Annotated in this window: 20 protein-coding genes and 1 pseudogene; 10 read left to right on the top strand and 11 right to left on the bottom strand. The window is 59.3% G+C overall.

Annotation, left to right across the window (positions count from 1 at the left end; translation table 11 throughout):
• Window position 1: 1 nt before the first annotated feature.
• From ABFB52_RS05390 to kdgD, 5 genes are all read right to left on the bottom strand, one after another.
• Complete coding sequence (locus tag ABFB52_RS05390) at window positions 2-943, bottom strand: AEC family transporter (RefSeq protein ID WP_085702465.1); 942 nt, start codon at window positions 941-943, stop codon at window positions 2-4.
• 288 nt (window positions 944-1231) lie between these two features.
• Complete coding sequence (gene garD / locus ABFB52_RS05385) at window positions 1232-2785, bottom strand: galactarate dehydratase (RefSeq protein ID WP_129972350.1); 1554 nt, start codon at window positions 2783-2785, stop codon at window positions 1232-1234.
• Window positions 2786-2796: 11 nt separating this feature from the next.
• Window positions 2797-4161: an MFS transporter gene (locus ABFB52_RS05380; RefSeq protein WP_085608178.1), complete on the bottom strand. Its 1365-nt coding sequence runs from the start codon at window positions 4159-4161 to the stop codon at window positions 2797-2799.
• 99 nt (window positions 4162-4260) lie between these two features.
• Window positions 4261-5700, bottom strand: a complete 1440-nt coding sequence (locus tag ABFB52_RS05375; RefSeq protein ID WP_085746913.1) for an aldehyde dehydrogenase family protein — start codon at window positions 5698-5700, stop codon at window positions 4261-4263.
• A 61-nt stretch (window positions 5701-5761) separates the two neighbouring features.
• A complete protein-coding gene (gene kdgD / locus ABFB52_RS05370) occupies window positions 5762-6673 on the bottom strand; it encodes a 5-dehydro-4-deoxyglucarate dehydratase (protein ID WP_011332448.1) in 912 nt (303 codons plus the stop codon).
• 236 nt (window positions 6674-6909) lie between these two features.
• On the opposite strand from kdgD, the gene ABFB52_RS05365 reads away from it, so the two are divergent.
• The 4 genes from ABFB52_RS05365 to ABFB52_RS05350 all read left to right on the top strand — a co-directional run bounded on the left by ABFB52_RS05365 (window position 6910) and on the right by ABFB52_RS05350 (window position 9396).
• Window positions 6910-8208, top strand: a complete 1299-nt coding sequence (locus tag ABFB52_RS05365) for a phospholipase (protein WP_129972351.1) — start codon at window positions 6910-6912, stop codon at window positions 8206-8208.
• An 11-nt stretch (window positions 8209-8219) separates the two neighbouring features.
• Entirely contained in the window at window positions 8220-8411 is a 192-nt protein-coding gene (locus ABFB52_RS05360) for a hypothetical protein (protein ID WP_102717166.1), read from the top strand.
• A gap of 102 nt (window positions 8412-8513) precedes the next feature.
• Entirely contained in the window at window positions 8514-8888 is a 375-nt protein-coding gene (locus ABFB52_RS05355) for a hypothetical protein (protein WP_129972352.1), read from the top strand.
• 136 nt (window positions 8889-9024) lie between these two features.
• Window positions 9025-9396, top strand: a complete 372-nt coding sequence (locus ABFB52_RS05350) for a hypothetical protein (protein ID WP_129972353.1) — start codon at window positions 9025-9027, stop codon at window positions 9394-9396.
• A gap of 22 nt (window positions 9397-9418) precedes the next feature.
• Here the strand turns inward: ABFB52_RS05350 and ABFB52_RS05345 are convergent.
• Window positions 9419-9682 (bottom strand): annotated as a pseudogene (locus ABFB52_RS05345) (FCD domain-containing protein); the annotation flags it as partial.
• Between the two features lie 287 nt (window positions 9683-9969).
• Between ABFB52_RS05345 and ABFB52_RS05340 the strand changes: the two are divergent.
• The gene (locus tag ABFB52_RS05340) at window positions 9970-10323 is read left to right on the top strand and encodes a hypothetical protein (RefSeq protein ID WP_102686859.1); all 354 of its coding nucleotides are present in this window, start codon (window positions 9970-9972) and stop codon (window positions 10321-10323) included.
• A gap of 7 nt (window positions 10324-10330) precedes the next feature.
• Here ABFB52_RS05340 and ABFB52_RS05335 read toward each other — a convergent pair whose 3' ends face one another.
• The 4 genes from ABFB52_RS05335 to ABFB52_RS05320 form a co-directional block, all read right to left on the bottom strand.
• Window positions 10331-11077, bottom strand: coding sequence for a FadR/GntR family transcriptional regulator (locus ABFB52_RS05335; RefSeq protein WP_129972354.1), 747 nt, complete (start codon window positions 11075-11077; stop codon window positions 10331-10333).
• A gap of 120 nt (window positions 11078-11197) precedes the next feature.
• Window positions 11198-12925, bottom strand: a complete 1728-nt coding sequence (locus ABFB52_RS05330) for an ABC transporter ATP-binding protein/permease (protein WP_129972355.1) — start codon at window positions 12923-12925, stop codon at window positions 11198-11200.
• A 96-nt stretch (window positions 12926-13021) separates the two neighbouring features.
• Window positions 13022-13582, bottom strand: a complete 561-nt coding sequence (locus tag ABFB52_RS05325; RefSeq protein ID WP_003221630.1) for a response regulator transcription factor — start codon at window positions 13580-13582, stop codon at window positions 13022-13024.
• The gene (locus ABFB52_RS05320) at window positions 13575-14837 is read right to left on the bottom strand and encodes an ATP-binding protein (protein ID WP_011332442.1); all 1263 of its coding nucleotides are present in this window, start codon (window positions 14835-14837) and stop codon (window positions 13575-13577) included. Before ABFB52_RS05320 ends, ABFB52_RS05325 begins: the two co-directional genes overlap by 8 nt.
• A gap of 226 nt (window positions 14838-15063) precedes the next feature.
• Here ABFB52_RS05320 and ABFB52_RS05315 point away from each other — a divergent pair, with 226 nt between their 5' ends.
• On the top strand, window positions 15064-15780 hold the full coding sequence (locus ABFB52_RS05315) for an SIMPL domain-containing protein (RefSeq protein WP_129972356.1): 717 nt from the start codon (window positions 15064-15066) through the stop codon (window positions 15778-15780).
• 73 nt (window positions 15781-15853) lie between these two features.
• Here the strand turns inward: ABFB52_RS05315 and ABFB52_RS05310 are convergent, their stop codons facing one another.
• Window positions 15854-16213 carry a DUF6124 family protein gene (locus ABFB52_RS05310; RefSeq protein ID WP_039769235.1) on the bottom strand — a complete coding sequence of 120 codons (360 nt, stop codon included), beginning with the start codon at window positions 16211-16213 and terminating at the stop codon, window positions 15854-15856.
• 969 nt (window positions 16214-17182) lie between these two features.
• Between ABFB52_RS05310 and ABFB52_RS05305 the strand changes: the two genes are divergently transcribed.
• The 4 genes from ABFB52_RS05305 (at window position 17183) to ABFB52_RS05290 (ending at window position 24168) form a co-directional block, all read left to right on the top strand.
• A complete protein-coding gene (locus ABFB52_RS05305) occupies window positions 17183-18784 on the top strand; it encodes an ABC transporter substrate-binding protein (RefSeq protein ID WP_129972357.1) in 1602 nt (533 codons plus the stop codon).
• Window positions 18785-19044: 260 nt separating this feature from the next.
• Window positions 19045-20670 carry an ABC transporter substrate-binding protein gene (locus tag ABFB52_RS05300; RefSeq protein ID WP_129972358.1) on the top strand — a complete coding sequence of 542 codons (1626 nt, stop codon included), beginning with the start codon at window positions 19045-19047 and terminating at the stop codon, window positions 20668-20670.
• Between the two features lie 300 nt (window positions 20671-20970).
• Window positions 20971-22569, top strand: a complete 1599-nt coding sequence (locus ABFB52_RS05295) for an ABC transporter substrate-binding protein (RefSeq protein ID WP_085746902.1) — start codon at window positions 20971-20973, stop codon at window positions 22567-22569.
• A 177-nt stretch (window positions 22570-22746) separates the two neighbouring features.
• Window positions 22747-24168, top strand: coding sequence for an OprD family porin (locus ABFB52_RS05290; RefSeq protein ID WP_038357507.1), 1422 nt, complete (start codon window positions 22747-22749; stop codon window positions 24166-24168).
• The last annotated feature ends 68 nt before the right edge of the window (window positions 24169-24236 follow it).

Here is a 24236-nt window from a genome sequence, read left to right as displayed (position 1 = left end):
CTCAGATCCACCCGCCCCACTGCAGAAAGAAGATCCCGATGTTGGTGGTGATCGCCGCCATCAACGTGGTCAGCACGATGATCGCTGCCGCCAGCTCATGGTTGCCCTGGGCCGCACGGGCCATGACAAAACTGGCGGCGGCGGTCGGGCTGCCGAAGTACAGGAACAGAATCCCCAGCTCCGCCCCGCGAAAGCCCCACAGCCATGCGCCCAGCGTGGCGATGACCGGCAGGCCGATCATCTTCACCAGACTCGAACTGAGCGCCATGTTGCCGCTCTTGCGCAGCGCCGCCAGCGACAGCGTGCCGCCAATACAGATCAGCGCCAGCGGCAATGTGGTTTGAGCCAGGTATTGGCCGGAGGTTTCCAGCCAGCCCGGCAGACCGATCTTGAAATAAGCGAACGGCGCTGCCGCGATCACGCTGATGATCAGCGGATTGCTGACCACGCTTTTGCAGATGCTCCACGGATCGGACTTGATCACCGGGCTGTAGACCGCCAGCACGATGGTCGACAGGGTGTTGTAGAAGAGGATCACCAGCGCTGCGAGAATCGCTCCGAGGGAAATCCCGTAGTCGCCGTACATACTCGCCGCCAGCGCCAGGCCGATCACCCCGTTGTTGCCGCGAAACGCGCCTTGCGTGTAGATGCCGCGATCTTCACGCGGACAACGGAAAATCGCCCAGCCCCAGGCCACGGCAAAACTGACCAGCGTGGCGAGGGCGAAATAGATCAGCAGCGCCGGTTGCAGCGCGGCGTGCAGGTCGGCATGCAGGATGCCGAGAAACAGCAGCGCCGGCATGGTGACGTTGAACACCAGCGACGATGCCGTGTGGATGAAGTTGTCGTTGATCCAGTCGATGCGCTTGAGCAGCACACCGAGAAACAGCATGGCAAACACCGGCGCGGTGATGTTCAGGGTTTCGAGGAAGATTGCCAGCATGCCGGGGAGCCTTGGAGGTGAGCGTCGTTAGGGGGCTAATGATAAGCCAAAACCTTCAAAAGCCCCTCACCCTAACCCTCTCCCGGAGGGAGAGGAACTGACCGAGCTGTCTTGCGTCATCCATCGACCTGGAAGACCGAGTCGATTATGGATTCGGTAAATCCCTTTCAGGTCGGTGTATTACTGAAATATTCCCGGATCGGCCCCCTCTCCCTACGGGCGGTCCGACGTTTCGGGAGGGCTGGGGTGAGGGCATGGCCAGTGCGGGCACCACCCCCCTCAAGCAGATCAAGTAATCGGCGCCGGATTGAACAACGTAATGTCGTTATGCAGCTTGTGCTTCTCCGCCCACGTCTGCTGCTTGCCGCTCGCCACATCCAGGTAGTAGTGGAACAACTCCCAGCCCAACTCCTCGATGGATGCGCGACCGGTAGCAATCCGCCCGGCATCGATATCGATCAGATCCGGCCAACGCTGAGCCAGCTCCGTACGGGTCGAGACCTTCACCACCGGCGCCATCGCCAACCCATAAGGCGTGCCACGACCGGTAGTGAACACATGCAGATTCATCCCCGCCGCCAGTTGCAACGTACCGCAGACAAAATCACTCGCCGGCGTTGCACAGAAAATCAAACCCTTCTGTTTGAAACGTTCCCCAGGGCCGAGCACGCCGCTGATCGCACTGCTGCCGGACTTCACGATCGAGCCCAGGGACTTCTCGACAATGTTCGACAGCCCGCCCTTCTTGTTGCCCGGCGTGGTGTTGGCGCTGCGATCCGCTTCGCCCTTGGCCAGGTAACGGTCGTACCAGTCCATCTCGCGCACCAGTTGCTTGGCAACGGTTTTGGTCTGGGCCCGTGAGGTCAGCAGGTAAATCGCATCACGCACTTCGGTGACTTCGGAAAACATCACCGTCGCCCCCGCCCGCAGCAGCAAGTCCGAGGCATAACCGAGCGCCGGGTTGGCGGTGATCCCGGAAAACGCATCGCTGCCGCCGCACTGCATGCCGAGGATCAGCTCGGACGCCGGGACGGTTTCGCGGCGACGCTGGTCGAGTTTCTTCAGGCGGACTTCGGCCAGTTCCATGATCTGCTCGATCATCTCGGTGAAACCGTGACTGGAATCCTGCAAGCGATACAGCCACGGCTCGCTCAGATCCACCGACGCATCGTCCTCGTGCATAACCTGCCCCGCCTGCAATTTCTCGCAGCCCAGACCGATTACCAGCGCCTCGCCACCGAGGTTCGGGTTGCGCGCCAGATTGCGCACGGTGCGGATCGGGATGTAGGCGTCGGTGGCCGTGATGGCCACGCCGCAACCGTAACTGTGAGTCAGTGCCACCACGTCATCGACATGCGGATACTTGGGCAACAGCTCGTCCTTGATCCGCTTCACCGCGTGATCCAGCACCCCGGTGACGCACTGCACGGTGGTGGTGATCCCGAGGATGTTGCGCGTGCCGACGGTGCCGTCGGCGTTGCGATAACCCTCGAACGTGAAGCCTTCCAGCGGTGCCTGCGCGGCCGGCACATCGGTGGACAGCGGCAGGCTGTCCAGCGGCGGCGCGGTCGGCATGCGCAGTTGATCTTCCTTGACCCAACTGCCACGGGGAATCGGCTGCAACGCGTAGCCGATGATCTGGCCGTAGCGAATCACCGTGCCGCCCTCGGGAATATCCACGAGGCTGACCTTGTGACTTTGCGGCACAAAATCCACCGTCACCAGGCCATCGGCAAATGCGGTGCCGGCCGGCACGCCCTGGTCATTGACCACAACCACTACGTTGTCCCGCTCGTGCAGGCGGATGTAGCGCGGCGAGTCAGAATGTTCAATCAACTGCATGACGCCGCTCCTCAGGAATGCGCTTGAGACAATTTACCAGCCGCTTCGGAACCACCGTTGGTTGGCGGCTCTTTCAGGACCACACGCTTGATCGGGCCGACGATCACCAGATAGCTGAACACCGCCACCAGCGCGTTGGCGCCGACGAACACCAGTGCCCATTTGAACGAGCCGGTGGAGCTGATGATGTAGCCGATGACGATCGGGGTGGTGATCGAGGCGATGTTGCCGAAGGTGTTGAACAGGCCACCGCTCAGACCGGCGATCTGTTTTGGCGAAGTGTCGGACACCACCGCCCAGCCCAGCGCGCCCACGCCTTTGCCGAAGAATGCCAGGGCCATGAAGCCGACCACCATCCATTCAACGTCGACATAGTTGCAGGCCACGATGCTGCTCGAAACCAGCAGACCGGCAATGATCGGCGCCTTGCGGGCGAAAGTCAGCGAGTGGCCCTTGCGCAGCAGGTAATCGGAAATCACCCCGCCGAGGACGCCGCCGATAAAACCGCAGATCGCTGGCAACGAAGCAATGAAACCGGCCTTGAGGATGGTCATGCCGCGTTCCTGCACCAGGTACACCGGGAACCAGGTCAGGAAGAAATAGGTGATGCCGTTGATGCAGTACTGGCCCAGGTACACGCCGAGCATCATGCGGTTGGTCAGCAGCTGGCGGATGTAATCCCATTTCGGGCCGTCTGCCTTTTTGCCTTGTTTCTGGTCCATGTCGACCATGCCGCCGTTGTCGGCGATGAACTTCACTTCCGCTTCGTTGGCCATCGGGTGTTGGCGCGGGCTGTGGATAACCTTCAGCCAGACCAGCGAGAACACGATACCGAGCAGGCCCATGACGATGAACACGTGCTCCCAGCCAAAGGAGAACACGATCCAGCCCATCAGCGGTGCGAAGAGCACGGTCGCGAAGTATTGCGCGGAGTTGAAGATCGCCGAAGCGGTACCGCGTTCAGCGGTCGGGAACCAGGCCGCGACGATACGGGCGTTGCCGGGGAACGATGGCGCCTCGGCCAGACCGACCAGGAAGCGCAACATGAACAGCGCGACGATGGCCGTGGACATGCCGAACTCACCGACGAAGCCTTGCAGCACGGTGAACAGCGACCAGGTGAAGATGCTCAGGGCGTAGACTTTTTTCGAGCCGAAGCGATCGAGCAGCCAGCCGCCGGGAATTTGCCCGGCCACGTAGGCCCAACCGAATGCAGAGAAGATGTAGCCGAGGGTGACCGCGTCGATGCCGAGGTCTTTTTGCAAACTGGAACCGGCGATCGCGATGGTGGCGCGGTCGGCGTAGTTGATCGTGGTCACCAAAAACAGCATGAGCAGGATCAAATAGCGGACGTGAGTCGGCTTGGACGATTGCATGTAGATGTACTCCCACTGATTATTTTTATGCGGGTAAAACATTCTTTGGTCTTGTGCCGCGCAGGGCCTCAGGCGAAGGCCCGGCGCGGGTGCAGCGATTTACGAACCGATGTAGCTGGTCTTCACGACCGTGTAGAACTCTTGCGCATAGCGGCCTTGCTCACGTGAGCCATAGGATGAACCCTTACGGCCACCGAACGGAACGTGGTAATCGACACCGGCGGTCGGCAGGTTGACCATCACCATCCCGGCCTGGGAGTGACGCTTGAAGTGGTTGGCGTACTTCAGCGACGTGGTGGCGATACCCGCCGACAGACCGAATTCGGTGTCGTTGGCCATGGCCAGTGCAGCCTCGTAATCGGCCACGCGTACGATGTTGGCCACCGGGCCGAAGATCTCTTCGCGGCTGATGCGCATCGACGCTTCGCTGTCGGCAAACAGAGTCGGCGCGAGGAAGTAGCCCTCGGTGTCGCAGGTCACCAGACCACCGCCACTGACTACGCGCGCACCTTCGGACTGACCGATGTCGATGTATTTCAGATCCTGCTCAAGCTGCGCTTGCGAGACCACCGGACCGATGTCGGTACCGGCCTTCAGCGCGTGGCCGACCTTGATCGACTTCATGCGCTCGGCCATGGCTTCGACGAACTTGTCGTGAATCCCGGCGGTAACGATCAGTCGGCTCGAAGCCGTGCAACGCTGGCCGGTCGAGTAGAACGCGCTCTGCACCGACAGCTCGACCGCCTGCTTGAGGTCAGCGTCGTCGAGAATGATCTGCGGGTTCTTGCCGCCCATTTCCAGCTGAACCTTGGCCTGGCGCGACACGCAGTTGACGGCGATCTGACGGCCCACACCGACGGAGCCAGTGAAGCTGATGCCATCGACTTTCGGGCTGTTGACCAGCGCTTCACCGACCACGCGACCGCTGCCCATGACCAGGTTGAACACGCCGGCAGGGAAACCTGCGCGGGAGATGATTTCAGCCAGGGCCCAGGCGCAACCCGGTACCAGATCTGCTGGCTTCAATACCACGCAGTTGCCGTAGGCCAGGGCCGGGGCGATTTTCCACGACGGGATGGCAATCGGGAAGTTCCACGGGGTGATCAGGCCGACCACACCGAGCGCTTCGCGAGTGACTTCAACGTTGACGCCCGGGCGCACCGACGGCACGTAGTCGCCGGACAGACGCAGGCATTCACCGGCGAAGAACTTGAAGATGTTGCCGGCGCGGGTCACTTCGCCGATGGCTTCGGGCAGGGTCTTGCCCTCTTCCCGGGCCAGCAGGGTGCCGAGCTCTTCGCGGCGGGCGAGGATTTCAGTGCCGACTTTGTCCAGCGAGTCGTGACGGGCCTGAATGCCCGAGGTCGACCACGCCGGGAACGCGGCGCGGGCGGCGTCGATGGCGGCGTTGACCTGAGCCAGGTCAGCCTTGGCGTAATCGCCGATGGTGTCGCTCAGTTCGGACGGGTTGATGTTCGCCGAGTAATCGTTACCGGCGACCCATTCACCGTTGATGTAGTTGTCATAGCGCTTGGTCACGAATCATTCTCCTGACGCAAAAGGCCGCTGATCGCTCAGCGGCCTTGTTTATAGAGTTGTGTTACTGCGCACCTTGCTTGTCGATCAGCGCGGCGAGCATTTCGTACTCTTCGCCGGTCAGGTCGGTCAGCGGCGCACGCACCGGGCCTGCGTCATAGCCGGCGATCTTGGCGCCTGCCTTGACGATGCTCACGGCGTAACCGGCCTTGCGGTTGCGGATGTCCAGGTACGGCAGGAAGAAGTCGTCGATGATCTTGCCGACGGTGGCGTGATCTTCGCGGGCAATCGCGTGGTAGAAGTCCATCGCGGTTTTCGGGATGAAGTTGAACACGGCCGACGAGTAGACCGGCACGCCCAGGGCCTTGTAGGCAGCGGCATAGACTTCGGCGGTCGGCAGACCACCGAGATAGCTGAAGCGATCGCCAAGGCGACGACGGATCGACACCATCAGTTCGATATCGCCCAGACCGTCCTTGTAACCGATCAGGTTCGGGCAGCGTTCGGCCAGACGCTCCAGCAGCGGCGCGGTCAGGCGGCAGACGTTGCGGTTGTAGACGACCACACCGATGTTCACCGATTTGCACACGGCTTCAACGTGAGCGGCAACGCCGTCCTGGCTGGCTTCGGTCAGGTAGTGCGGCAGCAGCAACAGGCCCTTGGCGCCCAGACGCTCGGCTTCCTGAGCGTATTCGATGGCCTGGCGGGTTGAACCACCGACACCGGCGAGGATCGGCACGCTGCTGGCGCAGGTGTCGACGGCAGTCTTGATGATTTCCGAGTATTCGCTGGCAGCCAGAGAGAAGAATTCACCGGTGCCACCGGCGGCGAACAGGGCTGAAGCACCGTACGGGGCCAGCCATTCCAGGCGTTTGATGTAGCCAGCGCGGTTGAAATCGCCCTGGGCATTGAAATCGGTCACCGGGAACGACAGCAGGCCGGCGGAGAGGATGGACTTCAGTTCTTGTGGATTCATTATTCGAACACCCTGGTAGCAACGTTTTTTTGTGAGTGGACCGTTCAGCCTTCGCCGAAGTTGTAGGTCATCGTACAACTTAAAAGATAACCGTCAACTGCATTTCATCGCTGGAGGGCATTTTTTGTCGGACAAGATTTCTTTTTGACGTAGGAGATTTCTCGACTACGATTGATTTAACTGTATATACATACAGTTAAATAAAAACTTGCCGACGACATATCAAGGAGAAAGAAATGTCCGGTCTACGAACAAAATGCCTTGAAAAAACCACACCGGTCATCGCCCGTTTCGATGACCTTTTCACCCCCGGCGGCATCGCCTTCAGTGCCGAAAATCCGCATCTGTTGCTGCACATCGCCGACTCGCACAGCGATGTCGAACCCGTGACCGCCCTGACCGCTCAAGCCTTGAAAGGCAAACCGAAGTTACGCTTCGAAGGCGCAGAACACACGGCTATCGGCGACAACACCCGGCTGCGCTTTATTGAAAGCGCCGAGCCGGTGCTCGCGCAAAATGTGCCGCTGCATCTGCCGAACGGGTTGGCGCTGACCTACGGCCAGGTGCTGGCGCTGGGTGGTGATTTCTATGGAATCGTCGACCGTCCGATCAACGAAGGATCGACCCCGGCCGATCGCCTTCAGCGCTTCACGGCGGCCTTCGACAGCCTCGCCGCGCTGACGACCTCGAAGACCGAGGCGACGCAAATTCTCGCAATCATGCAAAAAGAGATCGACGCGGTTAAACAGGCGATCAAGGACGGCAAGCAACCCCATGAGGCTTATGACGCTTTGGGAGATACGTTGTCGGAAGAGTGGAACAAGATCACCGGCGGCGGCAGTTTCGTTTCGGCGCTGTTCCCGCTCGGTCGCTACCTGAAACTGGCCGCGAACAACGCCGACCACTTCGGCGAATGGGCTCGCCAAACCTACATCGCCGGCCACACCGCCGCCCTGCAAACCGCTGCAGCCGCCCACGCCAGTCAGGACGAACTGCGACTGGAACGGGCCTACGCGATGAACGCGTTCGCCGACCACTACCTCACCGACCTTTTTTCTTCCGGGCATTTGCGGGTGCCGCGCAAGGCCATGGCCGCCGCCGTGACACCTAGCGACCTGGGTTCACTCATCACTCGCTTCATGCACGACGAAGACAGCAAGTTTGGCCTCAAGGTGCGTAATGGCCATGGCGAGCAATGGCGGGCGTTCGGCGACAAGCGCTACTTCGACGCCACGGACGCCGACAACCGCAATCAGGTGACTCTCGCGGTGCAGGATTCGGCAGACGAGGTGTATGCCGCGTATTCCAGCGGTAATGTGCCAACCACCTTCAACGCGCTGCAACGGCTGCCGGATCTGACGGCCGTGCTGGATCCGGCCAACAACTTCTCGCCACTGTTCCGCCTTCAGGACAACAAAGTGCTGCGGCGCAAGGACGTCAACAACCTCAACGACAATGCCACCGTCGACGACTGGTGGGGCTGGAGCACTTACCTGCTGCTCAAGGACTATCACCCAAGCGGCAACACGAATTAAGGAGCGATTCGATGACGATTAAATTGAAACTGGAACTGGCCTCGGGCCAATCGATGAAAGGTGCGCCGCTGCAACTGCTGCGCGACGGCGTGGCCATCGCCCGCACGTCGGTGGATGCTCAGGGCCAGGCGACGTTCGACGTCAGGCCCGGCCCGGGCAAACTCGCGGTCAGGGTGGATCGTTCGATTCTGCCCCAGAGTTGAAATGCCCGGACAAGATTGCCCCGGCGCGCCTCACCGATTCGCCGGGTAAAGTGCGACGACTGCCGCGAAGGATCGCGGCAGATCTTTCAAGGAGAACAAAGCATGACGTTTGCCGCTGCACACCTTCCGCAATTCCCCGATCACGCCAGCGATTCGATCATCCTGCGGCTGTCGACGCTGGATGACGACCTGATCGTTCAGGTACCCGATGGCCAGAACACACCGCCGAACTGGGACGTGTACCCGATCCTCGGCGATGATCCGGAAGAGCCTGAATGGCAGGGTTTGTCGGAGCCGACCGGCGTCTGGGATGACGCACTGGATGACATGGTCGGCATGACGGGAATTGAACTGAGCATCCCGAGATTCGAGCTGGAAAGATACCTGAACAGCACCGTTGAATTGCGCTACAAGTTTGCTGATGAGTCCAGTCTGGAGCCGTGTTCGGAGCCGTTGAAACTGTACATCGAAGCTTGATCGTCACGCATGACGGGATCAATGACGACCGTTTGTCGCCACTGTCATTTCTGACAGTGGCGCACCGGCACACAAAGAAGCTCAACTGGCGGGGTGCAATACGATTGCACTCACCCCGACTCAAGGAGAGTTTGTCATGCAGACACTGCAAGTGTCCCCTTTAAATCGACTTGCCCCAGCGGAAGCACCTCAGGCGCCAAATGGAGTGCTGGACACCCAAAAACTGGATAGCGTTTTTCTGCTCGATTTCTTTTATGAGGGGAAAGCAGCAAACCAACAGATCGACATAACAATTGCAGTCAACCCCGACCGCTTTAGCCCCCCTATTCCATGGGGCACTAGATTTATGACCTCGACAGCCGGAAAGGAACAGGTATCTCTGAATTCAAGAAGCCTTTTCGGCTATCAATTCAAAAGTGGGTCCGTAGTAATCAGCTACCTCGCAACGATAGACGGCCCCCCGCAACCATCAGAGCCATTACCGCTATCTATCGTCGACACCGAATGACGTTTTCCCGCCCTTCCAGAGTTCACCCCTGCGCCTGCGCCTCTTCATGGGCCTGACGCAGCCGTTCGCGGCTGTTGGTCAGGTGCAGGCGCATGGCCGCGCGGGCGGCATCGGAATCCTGACGGGCGATGGCGTCGTAGATTTCCTCGTGCTCGCGACTCAGGCGACTCATGTAGTGCTGCTGATCGTCATGGGCCAGGCGCGCCGAGTTCAGCCGCGTGCGCGGAATGATGCTGGTGCCCAGGTGGGTCATGATGTCGGTGAAGTAGCGGTTGCCAGTGGACAATTACCTGAACCGTACCGTTGAGCTGCGCTACAAGTTTGCAGACGAGGCCAGTCTTGAGCCTCGTTGGGAGCCGTTGAGACTGTACATCGAGTCCTGATCTTGCTCCTTCGAGTCCTTCCCAAAATAGAGCCATCTACTACCGCTTGTCGCCACTGTCATTTCTGACAGGTGCAAATGCTTGGCGGGTTCAGGCTTACTGACTTGGGAGTTAACGAACCGGCTCCATCAGCGCAACACCATGGTTTGCGTTCTTACACGGTTCAAATGGATGTGAAAGGAGTTTGATCATGACTGCACAAGTCAAAACCTGGGCGGCACCTGGTCTCGAGGAATCCGAGAATGGTGTACTCCACGTTGGCAAACTGAAAGAAGACGCGCACGGTGTTGTACCGCCTAACCAGCAGGCCGCTGCTGGCGACACGATTACTATGCACGTAAAGACATCGACCGGTAACAAATGGGACAAGTCCCGTTTACTGACCGCAGCCGAGGTGGGAAAGCCAGTTATTTACAAGATTCCCAAAGCTGTTTTTGAGGAAGGATTGGTGACGGATGCCAGTGCCGATCTGGATTACAGAATCACCAAAAACGGCGGCGCCCCTCAGCAATCCCCAACGCTGAGAGTCAAACTCGTTCGTTAAGCAACAATCACCCCTGCGCCTGGGCCTCTTCATGCGCCTGACGCAGCCGTTCGCGGCTGTTGGTCAGGTGCAGGCGCATGGCCGCGCGGGCGGCATCAGAATCCTGGCGGGCGATGGCGTCGTAGATTTCCTCGTGCTCGCGACTCAGGCGATTCATGTAGTGCTGCTGATCGTCATGAGCCAGGCGCGCCGAGTTCAGGCGAGTGCGCGGAATGATGCTGGTGCCCAGGTGGGTCATGATGTCGGTGAAATAGCGGTTGCCGGTGGACAGCGCGATTTGCAAGTGGAACTGGAAGTCTGACGCCACGGCATCGCTGGCGTGGGCGACACTTTCGTTCAGCGCATCGAGAGCGGCGCGCATCGCAGCAAGTTGCTCGGTGCTGCGGCGCTGCGCGGCAAGGCCGGCGGATTCGACTTCGAGGCTGATACGCAATTCGAGAATGGCCAACACGTCACGCAGGGTGACCACGGTGGCCGGGTCGATCCGGAAACCGCTCGGGCTCGGGGTGTCGAGCACGAAGGTGCCGATGCCATGACGGGTTTCCACCTGCCCCGCCGCCTGCAAACGGGAAATCGCCTCGCGCACCACGGTGCGGCTGACGCCGTGGGCTTCCATGATCGCCGACTCGGTGGGCAACTTGTCGCCGCGCTTGAGCAGACCGTCGCGGATCTGCTCGGTCAGCACCGTCACCAGTTCCTGAGCCAGGCTGCGACGCTTGCGGGGGAAGCGCGGGGTGTCGATCGGGTTTTCCATGATCTGCGTTTGTCTCGAAAAATCGGCTTGAGGGGCATCATAGCGCAAGCGGGTTGTACGATCACTTAGTGCATCATCCTGTGAGAGCGAGCTTGCTCGCTCCCACAGGATGATGTGTTATCAGGCCGTGACGGTCTGTTCCACCAAGTGCCCGCCATCGATCCGCACATGCCGTGGATGGAAGCGCTTGAGGCTGCTGCGATGGCCGACGCTGACGATGCTCAGGCCCGGCAACTGGTCGATCAGCGCCTGATACAGCGTGGCTTCGTCTTCCTCATCCATCGCCGACGTCGCTTCGTCCATGTACAGCCATTGCGGTGCATAGAGCAGCGCGCGGGCGAAGGCCAGACGTTGCTGTTCACCCGGCGACAACATGCGCTGCCAGTGATTGGCCTCGTCCAGTCGAGCCACCAGATGCGGCAAACGGCAGGTTTCCAGCACTTGTGCATAACGCTCGGGCGCGTAGGTGTCGCCCGGTTGTGGATAACTCAAGGCGTCGCGCAGGGTGCCGATCGGCAGATACGGTTTCTGTGGCAAGAACAGATAACGCGAAGCCGGCAATCGAATACTGCCGTGCCCGGCCGGCCACAAATGGCCCATCGCCCGCAGCAGCGTGGATTTACCGCTGCCGGAGCGGCCACTGAGCATCACCCGGTCGCCCCGCTCCACGGTCATGTCGGCACTGGTCAGCAGGTGACGACCATCTGCCAGATCGAGGCCCAGGTTATGAACCTTCAGCTCATTGCCCTGATTCTGCACATCAATGGCCGGTGCGCGTTCTTCGTTGTCGGTCATCGCCTGACGGAAGCTCAGCAGACGATCACACGTGGCGCGCCATGCGGCGAGATCCGAATACGCGTTGATGAACCAGCTGAAGTTCTCCTGCACGTTGCCGAATGCCGAGTTGATCTGCATCAGCTCACCGAGCTCGATCTTGCCGGTCAGGTAACGCGGGGCCGCGACGATGAACGGGAAGATGATTGCGATCTGGCCGTAACCGGAGGTGAAGAACGTCAGGCGCTTGGACACGCGCATGATGTCCCAGAAGTTGTGCCAGACCAGACCGAAGCGATTGCTCAAACGCCGATTCTCGTTCGGTTCGCCGTTGTACAGCGCAATGCTCTCGGCGTTCTCACGTACCCGCACCATGGAGAAGCGCAGGTCAGCCTCGAAGCGTTGTTGTTGGTTGTTCAGGCCGATCAGGCGTCGACCGATCAGGTGCGTCAACCAGCTGCCGACCGCCGCATACAGCAGCGCACACCAGAACATGTAGCCGGGAATCTCGATGCCGAACACCTCGATGCTGCCGGACACGCCCCACAGAATGATAGAGAACGACACCAGGCTGACCACCGTGCGGATCAGGCCCAACGCGAGACTCAAGGTGTTGCTGGTGAAGGTGTTGAGGTCTTCGGAAATCCGCTGGTCAGGGTTGTCGGTGTAACCGCCCTGCTCCAGCTGGTAATAGTTTTTGTGCCCGAGCCAGCGCTTGAAATGGTTCTCGGTGAGCCATGCCCGCCAACGGATGGTCAGCATCTGCGTCAGGTACAGGCGATACACCGCGCCGAGAATTGCCACCGCCGCAATGCCGCAGAAATACAGGATCAACTGCCAGAATGCCGCCTCATCCTTCTTTTGCAGGGCGTTATAGAAATCCTTGTACCAACTGTTGATCCACACCGAGATCGCCACACTGAACAACGTCAGCGCGATCACGGCGATCAGCAACGTCCAGGCCTTGCCCTTCTCTTCGCTGCGCCAGTAAGGCGTGGTCATGGCCCACACCTTGCGAAAAAACTGCCCGCGCACGGTATCGTTGACCGCGGAATATTCAGCGTTCTGATTCATGGAAAAGGCTCGATAAAGAAAAGAACAGACACGCACCGATCATAGATGATCGGTGCGCTTTATCGCGAGGGCTGGCGATGGTCGTTCAGCGCAGGTTCAGCGACGAACCGGGCGCTTCTGCAATTTGCGCTGCAGGGTGCGGCGGTGCATGCCCAGGGCGCGGGCCGTGGCGGAGATGTTGCCTTCGTGCTCGGTCAGCACACGCTGGATGTGCTCCCATTGCAGGCGATCCACCGACATCGGGTTTTCCGGCACCAGGCTGTCGAGGTCGGCGTGTTCGGACAGCAGCGCTGCCAGCACATCGTCGGCGTCGGCCGGTTTGCACAGGTAATTGCAGGCGCCGCGCTTGATCGCTTCAACCGCGGTGGCAATGCTCGAGTAACCGGTGAGGATCACCACGCGCATTTCCGGGTCCAGCTCCAGCAGCTTCGGCAGCAGGACCAGACCGGAGTCGCCGTCCATTTTCAGGTCCAGCGCGGCGTAGTCCGGCAGATCGGCCTGGGCGATGGTCAGGCCTTCTTCGGCTGAACCGGCGGTGCTGACGCGGAAACCACGGCGGGCCATGGCGCGGGCCATCACCCGGGTGAAGGTCGCATCGTCATCGACCAGCAGCAAATGCGGCAGTTCTTCGCCTTCGACTTGGATTTCGTCACTCATGTTGCTCTCCTCGGGCGCCGTGGGGCAGGCGCAGCTCGGTGAGCGTGCCGCCTTCCTCATGACTATAGAGTTTCACTGAGCCGCCGGCGCGTGTCACGCTGGCCTTGCTCAAAAACAGGCCCAGGCCGAAACCTTTGCCCTTGGTGGTAAAAAACGGTTTGCCGATCTGCTCGGCGATGGCCAGCGGCACACCGGCGCCATGGTCGCGGATGCTGATGGTCAGGTCTTCGGCGGTCCAGTCCAGGGTCACCTGAAGGTTTTCCGGGCAGGCGTCGGCGGCGTTGTTCAACAGATTCAACAAGGCCTGGGTCAGATCCGGCGGCGGCGCAACTCGCGGCAACGGGCCCTGGCCCAGACGCTGGAAGCGATAGCTGGCTTCCGGGCGCATCAGGTGCCAGCGGTTGAGCGCCTCGTCGAGCCACTCGGTGACGTCCTGCATCTCCACCGCCATCCGGCGATTGGCTTCGGCGGCGCGCACCAGTTGTTGCAGGGTCTCCTTGCAGAGCTTCACCTGATCCTTCAGCACCTTCAGGTCTTCCTGAAGCATCGGATCGTGGTGGTCCTGCTGCATTTCATTGAGCAACACGCTCATGGTCGCCAGCGGTGTGCCCAGTTCATGGGCGGCACCGGCGGCCTGAGTCGCAACGGCCAGCAATTGCTGATCGCGCAGGCCTTCTTCCCGCCGGATCGCACGCAATTCTTCCTGCCGGCGCAGCTCTTCAGCCATCCGCGCGGCGAAAAACGTAATCACCGCGGCTGCAAGAGCGAAGCTCAGCCACATGCCGTAAATCTGCAGGTTCTCCCGGGCCACCGGCAGGGTTTCCAGCGGATAGAAGTGCGTCAGCATCAATGTATACAAGGCCAGCGCAATGCCCGACAGCACCACCGAATAACGCCATGGCAGCGTCACCGCAGCGATGGTCAGCGGCACCAGATAATACGAAACGAACGGGTTGGTCGAGCCACCGGAGAAATACAGCAAGGCACTGTGGATAACCAGATCGCAGGCCAGTTGCAACGCATATTCGAGCTCGGTGACCGGCCACGAAGTGCGCAGGCGCACGGCGGTGAACACACACAGCAGAATCGAACAGCCGAGGGTCATCACCAGTTGCACCCACGGCAACGGCAACAGATCCAGCCAGTAGGCCAGGCCCACGGAGCCGGCCTGCGCGGCGAGCACCAGGGTGCGGATGAAAGTCAGCCGCCAGAGGTTCTGGCGAGTGGCGGAAGTCAGTTGTACGGGGGCGAGCATGAGCTCTCCTGATGAGCGCTCCAGGCGGATCGCACGGAGTATAACCAAGGCGCGGGCTTGAGAGGCGAAAGTGCGGCAAACGACCACATGGCAAAAAGCGTCGCGGCGGCTATAAGGCCCATCTGTATAGAAGTTGTAACTGGGCGAACCGGATCATAAAAGCTAGAGTCTGATGGTTTCACGCAGGCCCCCGAACCATCACCTGCGCCCTCATCAAGGAGCTTTCATGCACACATTTCGCCGCAGCGCCGCCCTTCTCGCCCTGACCGTCGGCAGCATCGCCAGCCTTCCGGCCCTGGCCGCCGATGAGCTGCACTACAACCAGATTTCCCTGCGCGCCGAAGTCAGCCAGGAAGTGGCCCGCGACCTGATGATCGTGACCCTCTACACCGAAGAACAGAACACCGACCCAGCCAAACTCGCCGCCGACGTCAGCACCACCATGAACAAGGCCCTGGCCCAGGCCAAGCAAGTCAAAGACATCACCCTGCGCCAGGGCAGCCGCAACAGCTACCCGATCTACGACACCAAAGGCCAGAAAATCACCGGCTGGCGCGAACGCGCCGAGCTGCGCCTGGAAAGCGCCGACTTCGCCGCCCTGTCCAAACTCACCGGTGAGCTGCTGAACGACCTGAAAATGGGCGGCATGGACTTCGCCATCGCCGACCCGACCCGCAAGGCCAGCGAAGACAAACTGCTGAAAGAAGCCGTCACCGCCTTCAAGGCCCGCGCCCAACTGGCCACCGACGCCCTGGGCGGCAAGGGCTACAAAATCGTCAACCTGAACCTCAACAGCAACGGCTTCCCACAACCGTACATGCGCGCCCCGATCATGATGAAAGCCGCCGGCATGGACGCAGCACCGGTCACGCCTGAAGTCGAAGCCGGCACCAGCCAGGTCAGCCTGACCGCTGATGGCTCGATTGAAGTGTTGATGCAGTGATTGAATGACGACTGAATGAAAAACCGGCGATCAGTGATGATCGCCGGTTTTTTTATACCTGGGATTTGTGTTGTCAGGTTTGCGGATCAACCCGGTCCAGCGCGCGGTTCACTGCGAGCTCGGCCAGCATGATGATCTGCTGGATGCCGAGCGCCGTACTGCGCTGCGGGCCCGAAAGCTCATTGGCGAAATTGCTGGCGATGGTATTGGCCGAGGCCAGGGATTCGCAGGCGTTGGCCAGCAGGCTTTCGGTGTCGACGTTGGGCGTGACCATGTACATCGTGCTCGGGCGCGGTTTGGAAGGGTTGGGGCACAGGTAATAGTCGAGGGCGCGTTTGATGGCTTCGCGGTTGCGGGCGAGGTCTTCGGCGCGCATGGCTTCTTCGAGGGGCGTTGGTGATTCGAGGGGTGGGTCGGGTACGGGCTTGTTCATGGAGCATTTCCTTATGAATTTGCGCCACTCATTTCCGATCTCACTCGAGAAATGAGGTGGCAACTATGTACGGAGTGAGATTACCGGTAAGGAAACCAACCCGGCCGGACCGAAATCCGCCCGTACATAGCCGCCATAAAGAACTGCCGACAGCATGAACTGGCGGCGATTATGGGGCGGCTTGCTCTGGTTTCCAAATTCAGTAACCGGGAATCTCACCTCCCGATCGCAGAGTCTTCTGCGACAACCAAAGACTAGGGATCGTGCTTCCGACGGACAACCTGAAAACATTGTGGGAAGGTTCGGTGAATCCCACACATCTTTAAACATTCGAAAATGGAACGCGGAGCGTCCCGGGCTACATTCCCACGCGGAGCGTGGGAACGATCAAAAGCTGCCCTCACCCTAGCCCTCTCCCGGAGGGAGAGGGGACTGACCGCGTCGTTTAAATGAAATACGCCGACGTGAGATATCGAAGGTGAATTCAAAATCCGAAAAGCACACAAACCGCTCTAGCTGTTGCCCCACCACCACTCAACAGGATGAGCGTTAGCTCGGCTGCAGCTTTTGATCTTGATCCACGGGCGACGTCGGAAGGCTGAGTGGAGGGATTTATCCGGAGGTGGGAGCGCAGCGACCGTTTGGCGAAGCCAAACACATCGAGAGGAGGTGCAGCGAAGCAAACCGTAGGCGATGCCCCCCGGATAAATCCCGGAGCGAAGGAACCCCGAGCCTTAGCGAGGGGCCGAACGCAGGAGCAAGCGTTTTTGGTTACTTTTTAGGCGTTTGTAAAAAGTGACCCGCCGTAAGGGCGGAACCCTAAGAAGCCGTTACCGCAGCAACGGATATACACCCAATCACCCCAGATATACCGAGATAGACGCATCCCTTCAAAAAACGATATTTCCGATCCCCCTCAAATCCCCGCTAACCTCAAACAACAACCACCTAAAAACCCACGGGCCACACATGCATAGATCCACCCTAAAACCACTCCTGATCACCCTGGCCCTGACCGCCATAACCCCAATCGCCAACGCAGCAACAACCCTCGTCTACTGCTCAGAAGCCAGCCCCGCAGGCTTCGACCCCAGCCAGTACACAAGCGGCACCGACTTCGACGCCTCCGCCGAAACAGTCTTCAACCGCCTCACCCAATTCAAACGCGGCGGCACCGAAATCGAACCCGGCCTGGCGACCAATTGGGACGTAAGCCCGGATGGCCTCCAATACACCTTCCACCTGCGCCAAAACGTAAAATTCCACACCACCGACTACTTCACCCCCACCCGCACCTTCAACGCCGACGACGTCCTGTTCACCTTCCAGCGCCTGCTCGATCCGGAGAACGCCTTCCGCAAGGCCTACCCCGCCGAATCCCCGTACTTCACCGACATGGGCCTGAACACCACGATCAAATCCGTGGAAAAGCTCGACGAAAACACCGTGCGCTTCAACCTGAACAACGTCGACGCCGCCTTCGTGCAAAACCTCGCCATGAGCTTCGCCTCGGTGCAATCGGCCGAATACGCCGCCCAATTGCTGAAGGAAGGCAAAGCAGCAGACCTCAACCAGAAACCGGTCGGCACCGGCCCGTTCGTGTTCAAGCGCTATCAGAAGGACGCGCAGATCCGCTACGCGGCGAACAAGGACTACTGGAAACCCGAGGACGTGAAGCTCGACAACCTGGTGTTCTCGATCACCCCGGATGCCGCCGTTCGCCTGCAAAAGCTCAAGACCGGCGAATGCCAGGTCAGCGGCTACCCGCGCCCGGCCGACATCGAAGTGATGGAAAAAGACCCGAATCTGCGGGTGCTGAAACAGGCCGGTTTCAACCTCGGCTTCCTCGCCTACAACACCACCCATCCGCCGCTGAATCAGCTCAAAGTGCGCCAGGCACTCGACATGGCGATCGACAAACCGGCGATCATCAAGGCGGTTTACCAGAGTGCCGGGCAGCTGGCGCAAAACGCCTTGCCGCCAGCGCAATGGTCGTTCGATCCGAACATAAAAGACGCACCGCACGACCCTGCGAAAGCCAGGGCGCTACTCAAGGAAGCCGGGGTTGCACCGGGTACAACCATCAACCTCTGGGCCATGACCGTGCAACGCGCCTCGAACCCGAATGCGCGGATGTCGGCACAGATGATCCAGCAGGATTGGGAGAAGATCGGTATCAAGGCCAACATCGTCAGCTATGAATGGGGCGAGTACATCAAGCGCGCCAAGAATGGCGAACACGACGCGATGATCTACGGCTGGACCGGTGACAATGGCGACCCGGACAACTGGCTGGGCGTGCTTTACAGCTGCGCGGCGGTGAAGGGCAGCAACTACGCCAAATGGTGCGACCCGGCCTACGACAAGCTGGTGCAGCAGGCCAAGGTGTCCACCGATAAATCGCAGCGGGTAAAACTGTATCAACAGGCGCAACTCATCCTTAAACAGCAGGTACCGATCACGCCGATCGCCAACTCCACGGTGTTCCAGCCGCTGCGCAAGGAAGTCACTGACTTCAAGATCAGCCCGTTCGGTCTAACCCCCTTCTATGGCGTGGGTATAAATAAGTAACACCCGGCCCCAATCCGGCGCGCACAACGTGACCAATGCACCGTTTTGGGGCTTCGTTTGCACCGTAAAAACCGTCCGCAAACGGTCAAATGCGTCAGAAGTTATACGGATGCGACATTAAGGTACGTTCGTGCCACGCTTTGACGCCGCCGAGCGCTCTGGATCTTGCATTGGGTATGGGCCCTGCATAAGTATCCGCAGGCACGACTCACGAGGTCGTACCTCACAACTAAAAAATGACAACAAATCATGAGGCCAACATGCTTAAACACGCGGTCATTCCGTTTTTAGTCGGCGCAGGCTTGTTAGCCTCCGCACCTTTCGCCACCGCTGCGACTAACCTGGTGTTCTGCTCCGAAGGCAGCCCGGCCGGTTTCGATCCAGGCCAATACACCACCGGAACCGACTTCGACGCCTCAGCCGAAACCATGTTCAACCGTCTGACCCAGTTCGAGCGTGGCGGTACCGCCGTGATTCCTGGTCTGGCGACCAAGTGGGACATTTCTGATGACGGCCTGACTTACACCTTCCACCTGCGTGAAGGCGTCAAGTTCCACACCACCCCGTATTTCAAGCCGACTCGTGAGTTCAACGCCGACGACGTGCTGTTCACCTTCAATCGCATGATTAACAAGGATGACCCGTTCCGTAAGGCGTACCCGACCGAATTCCCGTACTTCACCGACATGGGGATGGACACCAACATCACCAAGATCGATAAAGTCGACGACCACACCGTCAAGTTCACTCTGAAAGAAGTCGACGCCGCGTTCATCCAGAACATGGCCATGAGCTTCGCGTCGATCCAGTCCGCCGAGTACGCAGCCCAGCTGCTGAAAGAAGGCAAGGCTGCCGACATCAACCAGAAGCCGATCGGCACTGGTCCGTTCGTGTTCAAGAGCTACCAGAAAGACTCCAACATCCGCTACACCGGGAACAAGGACTACTGGAAGCCTGAAGACGTGAAGATCGACAACCTGATCTTCGCCATCACCACCGACCCGTCGGTACGTATCCAGAAGCTGAAAAAGAACGAGTGCCAGGTCACCCTGTTCCCTCGTCCGGCCGACCTCGCGGCACTGAAAGCCGATCCTGCGCTGAAGATGCCTGACCAGGCTGGTTTCAACCTGGGCTACATCGCCTACAACGTGATGGACAAGGTCAAGGGTAGCAACGAGCCGAACCCGCTGGCTGACCTGCGCGTGCGTCAGGCACTTGACATGTCGGTGAACAAGCCACAGATCATCGACTCGGTTTACCAGGGTGCGGGCCAACTGGCCGTCAACGCCATGCCGCCGACCCAGTGGTCCTACGACACCACCATCAAGGACGCCAAGTACGATCCTGAGAAAGCCAAACAGCTGCTCAAGGAAGCCGGCGTCAAGGAAGGTACCGAGATCGTCCTGTGGGCGATGCCGGTTCAGCGTCCGTACAACCCGAATGCCAAACTGATGGCCGAAATGCTCCAGTCCGACTGGAAGAAAATCGGTCTGAACGTGAAGATTCAGAGCTACGAGTGGGGCGAGTACATCAAGCGTTCCAAAGGTGGCGAGAACCAGGGCATGCTGATTGGCTGGAGCGGTGACAATGGTGATCCGGACAACTGGCTCAACGTGTTGTTTGGTTGCGACTCCCTGAGTGGCAACAACTTCTCCAAATGGTGCGACAAGAAATTCGACGGCCTCGTGAAAGAAGCCAAGCGCACCACTGACCAGGCCAAGCGCACCGAACTCTACAAAGAGGCGCAGCACGTCCTCAAAGATGCAGTCCCTATGACACCTATCGCTCACTCGACGGTGTATCAACCCATGCGCGCCAACGTGCAGGACTTCAAGATCAGCCCATTCGGCTTGAACTCCTTCTACGGCGTCAGCGTCAGCAAATAAAAGAAGCAGCGGCGACGTGTTCAGCGTCGCCGCTGTTTTTTTTGCCGAGAAGTCAGGAATTTGCCTACAACCTTTTCCGCCCCGTCTTACTGGGTTGGTTCAGGACGTGTTGCCTTTTCCTACGAGTCTTTAGGACTCAGCGCATTTACTGCCAGACCCACGGCCCCTACCGTCGGGTTCTGACCAGTGACTGCGTGGGCTATCGGTTTTGCTGCCGTATTGGTTTGAGCTCAATGCCGCCACCACATCCCTGGACGGGATCGCGGCGCATTGAAAAACACTAAAAAAAGAGGGAGCGTCATGCGCCATACCTTGGTTTTTTCCGCATTGCTGGGCGCCGGCCTGTTGGCCGCCACGTCCGCCAGTGACGCCGCCAGCAACAGTCTGGTGTTCTGCTCCGAAGGCAGTCCGGCCGGTTTCGATACCGCGCAGTACACGACAGCGACCGATAACGACGCCGCCGAACCGCTGTACAACCGACTGGCCGAGTTCGAAAAAGGCGCGACCAATGTCGTACCGGGCCTGGCAACCAGCTGGGATATTTCCGAGGATGGTCTCAAGTACACCTTTCACCTGCGTGAAGGTGTGAAGTTTCATACAACGCCATACTTCAAACCTACACGCGATCTAAACGCCGACGACGTGCTGTTCACGTTTAACCGCATGCTCGATCCGCAACAGCCATTCCGTAAGGCTTATCCGACCGAGTTCCCGTATTTCAACGGGATGAGCCTCAACAAGAACATCGCCAAGGTCGAAAAGACCGGGCCGCTGACCGTGCAGTTCACGCTCAACAGCGTCGACGCCGCGTTCATCCAGAACATCGCCATGAGCTTCGCCGCCATCCTGTCTGCCGAATACGCCGACAAGCTGCTGGCCGAGGGCAAGCCGAGCGACATCAACCAGAAGCCGATCGGCACTGGGCCGTTCGTGTTCAAGAGCTACCAGAAAGACTCGAACATCCGCTACACCGGCAACCCGCATTACTGGGATCAGAGCCGGGTGAAGCTGAAGAACCTGATTTTCGCGATCAATACCGACGCTTCGGTACGTGTGCAGAAGCTCAAGGCCGGTGAATGTCAGGTCACCCTGCACCCGCGTCCGGCCGATGTGCCGGCACTGAAGAACGACCCGAAACTGCAATTGATCGAGAAACCAGGCTTCAACCTCGGCTATATCGCCTACAACGTGCGCCACAAGCCGTTCGACCAGCTCGAAGTGCGTCAGGCGCTGGATATGGCGGTGAATAAACAGGGGATTCTCAACGCTGTTTATCAAGGCGCCGGCCAACTGGCCGTCAACGCCATGCCGCCGACCCAATGGTCCTACGACGACACCATCAAGGACGCCGCCTACAACCCGGAAAAAGCCAAAGAGCTGCTCAAGGCTGCCGGCGTCAAGGAAGGCACCGAGATCACCCTGTGGGCGATGCCGGTACAACGTCCGTACAACCCGAACGCCAAACTGATGGCCGAGATGCTCCAGGCCGACTGGGCCAAGATCGGTCTGAAAGTGAAAATCGTCAGCTACGAATGGGGCGAGTACATCAAGCGCACCAAGAATGGCGAGCACGACATCAGCCTGATCGGCTGGACCGGTGACAACGGGGATCCGGACAACTGGCTCGGCACGCTCTACAGCTGCGACGCCATCGGCGGCAACAACTACTCCATGTGGTGCGATCCGGCTTACGACAAGCTGATCAAACAGGCGAAGGTCGTCACCGACCGCGACCAGCGCACCGTGCTCTACAAACAGGCCCAGCAACTGCTCAAGCAGCAGGTGCCGATCACGCCTGTCGCTCACTCGACGGTCAACCAGCCACTGAGCACCAAAGTCGAAGGGTTCAAGGTGAGCCCGTTCGGTCGCAACGTTTTTTCGGGTGTCAGCATCGATTAAACAAAAAACCGATTAGCCGCAATGCTGAGGGGGCCGTCTACCCCCTCACGCAAGCGCTTTGCCGAAACTCGCCTATCAGGCCTTTTGCAAACGTTTGCGATGTGTGAATGAGTTCTAAACCAATAACCGGCCAACCCAAAAAAGCCGGCATAAAAAGAAAGTAAAGGAGCTTCACCCATGAAACTGAGCAGCACCGCGATACTGGCCCTGGCCATCAGCAGCATCACCGCCACGGCGTACGCAGAACCTGCAAGTCAGGAGTTCGTCCCTACCACATTGGCCGGCAGCAGCGCCCAAAGCGAGGCCAAAGGCTTTATCGATGGACAAAGCCTGGGCGGCACAACGCGTAACTGGTATGCCAACGAACTGCGTCGTCGTGACGACAGTTTCAGTTACGTGAAAAACAGCGACAAAGACACCTCGCCAGTGGTCAGAACAAAGACCCCGCGTCGTATCAACTGGGTTCAGGGCACCATCGTCAACTACACCTCGGGCTTCACCCAAGGCACCGTTGGCGTGAGCACTGAAGTGGCCGCTTACAACGCCATCGTTCTCGACCGTGACCGCAAGGATATCGCCGGCGGCTCCAACCGCACCCTCGCCCATTCCGACGGTGATGCGGTCGACCAGTGGAGCAAACTGGGTCTGGCTAACGTCAAGTTCCGCGTGTCGAACACCACGTTGACCGCAGGTCGCCAGAACTTCAGCACGCCGATTGTCGATGTTATCGGCAACCGTCCGCTGCCTTCGAGCTTTGAAGGGATCAGTCTGCATAGCGAGGAGTTGAACAACCTGTCGTTCGACCTCGCCGGTTTCGACCGCGTCTCGCCACGTACCGAGCAGAGCCTGTCGAAATTCCGTTCCGAATACGGCGCCAACGGCGAAGAAACCGACAAGGTCTACACCGCGGGCGTGAACTATCAGCCGCTCAAAAGCCTGAAAACCAGCCTGTACGTCGCCAACGTCGAAGACTTCTGGAATCAGTACTACTTCGGCGGTACCCACGAACTGGGTGACAGCCAGGTCCTGAGCCTGACCACCGGTCTGAACTACTACAAGACCGTCGACGAAGGCAAAAAACTGATGGGCAACATCGACAACGATACCTACTCGTTGTCCCTCGGCCTGACTCACCAGGCCCACAGCCTGACCTTCTCGTACCAGCAAGTGAACGGTAACGAGTACTTCGACTACCTGCATGAAACCAACGGCATCTACCTGGCCAACTCCCTGCTGTCGGATTTCAACGGCCCGAACGAGAAATCCTTCCAGATCGCCTACGGCATCAACATGGCCGAATACGGCGTACCAGGCCTGAAGTTCAACATCTATCAGGCTCGCGGCTGGGGCATTGACGGTACTCACTACCGTGGCACGGCTTACACCATTCCAGATGACAAGCGCGGCGACCTGAGCCTGATGGACGGCGAATCGCACTACGAATACGGCATCGGTGCTTCCTACGCCGTGCAGAGCGGCCCGCTCAAGGCCACTGCGATTCGCGCGACGTACACCACTCACCGCGCCAGCGAACACCAGGCTGACGGCAACATCAACGAGTTCCGTCTCGTGACCACCATTCCATTCAACATCCTGTAAAAACCGCCAGCCGACGGCTGACTCAGTGACGAGTCGGCCGTTCGGCTTTTTGTCTTCAACCGATTGCA

The sequence above is a fragment of the Pseudomonas sp. 9.2(2024) genome, from assembly GCF_039695385.1.
Classification (GTDB): Bacteria; Pseudomonadota; Gammaproteobacteria; order Pseudomonadales; family Pseudomonadaceae; genus Aquipseudomonas; species Aquipseudomonas paraglycinae.
The sequence above is the reverse complement of the archived record's forward strand: the minus strand, read 5'-3'. Positions and strand labels throughout refer to the sequence as shown.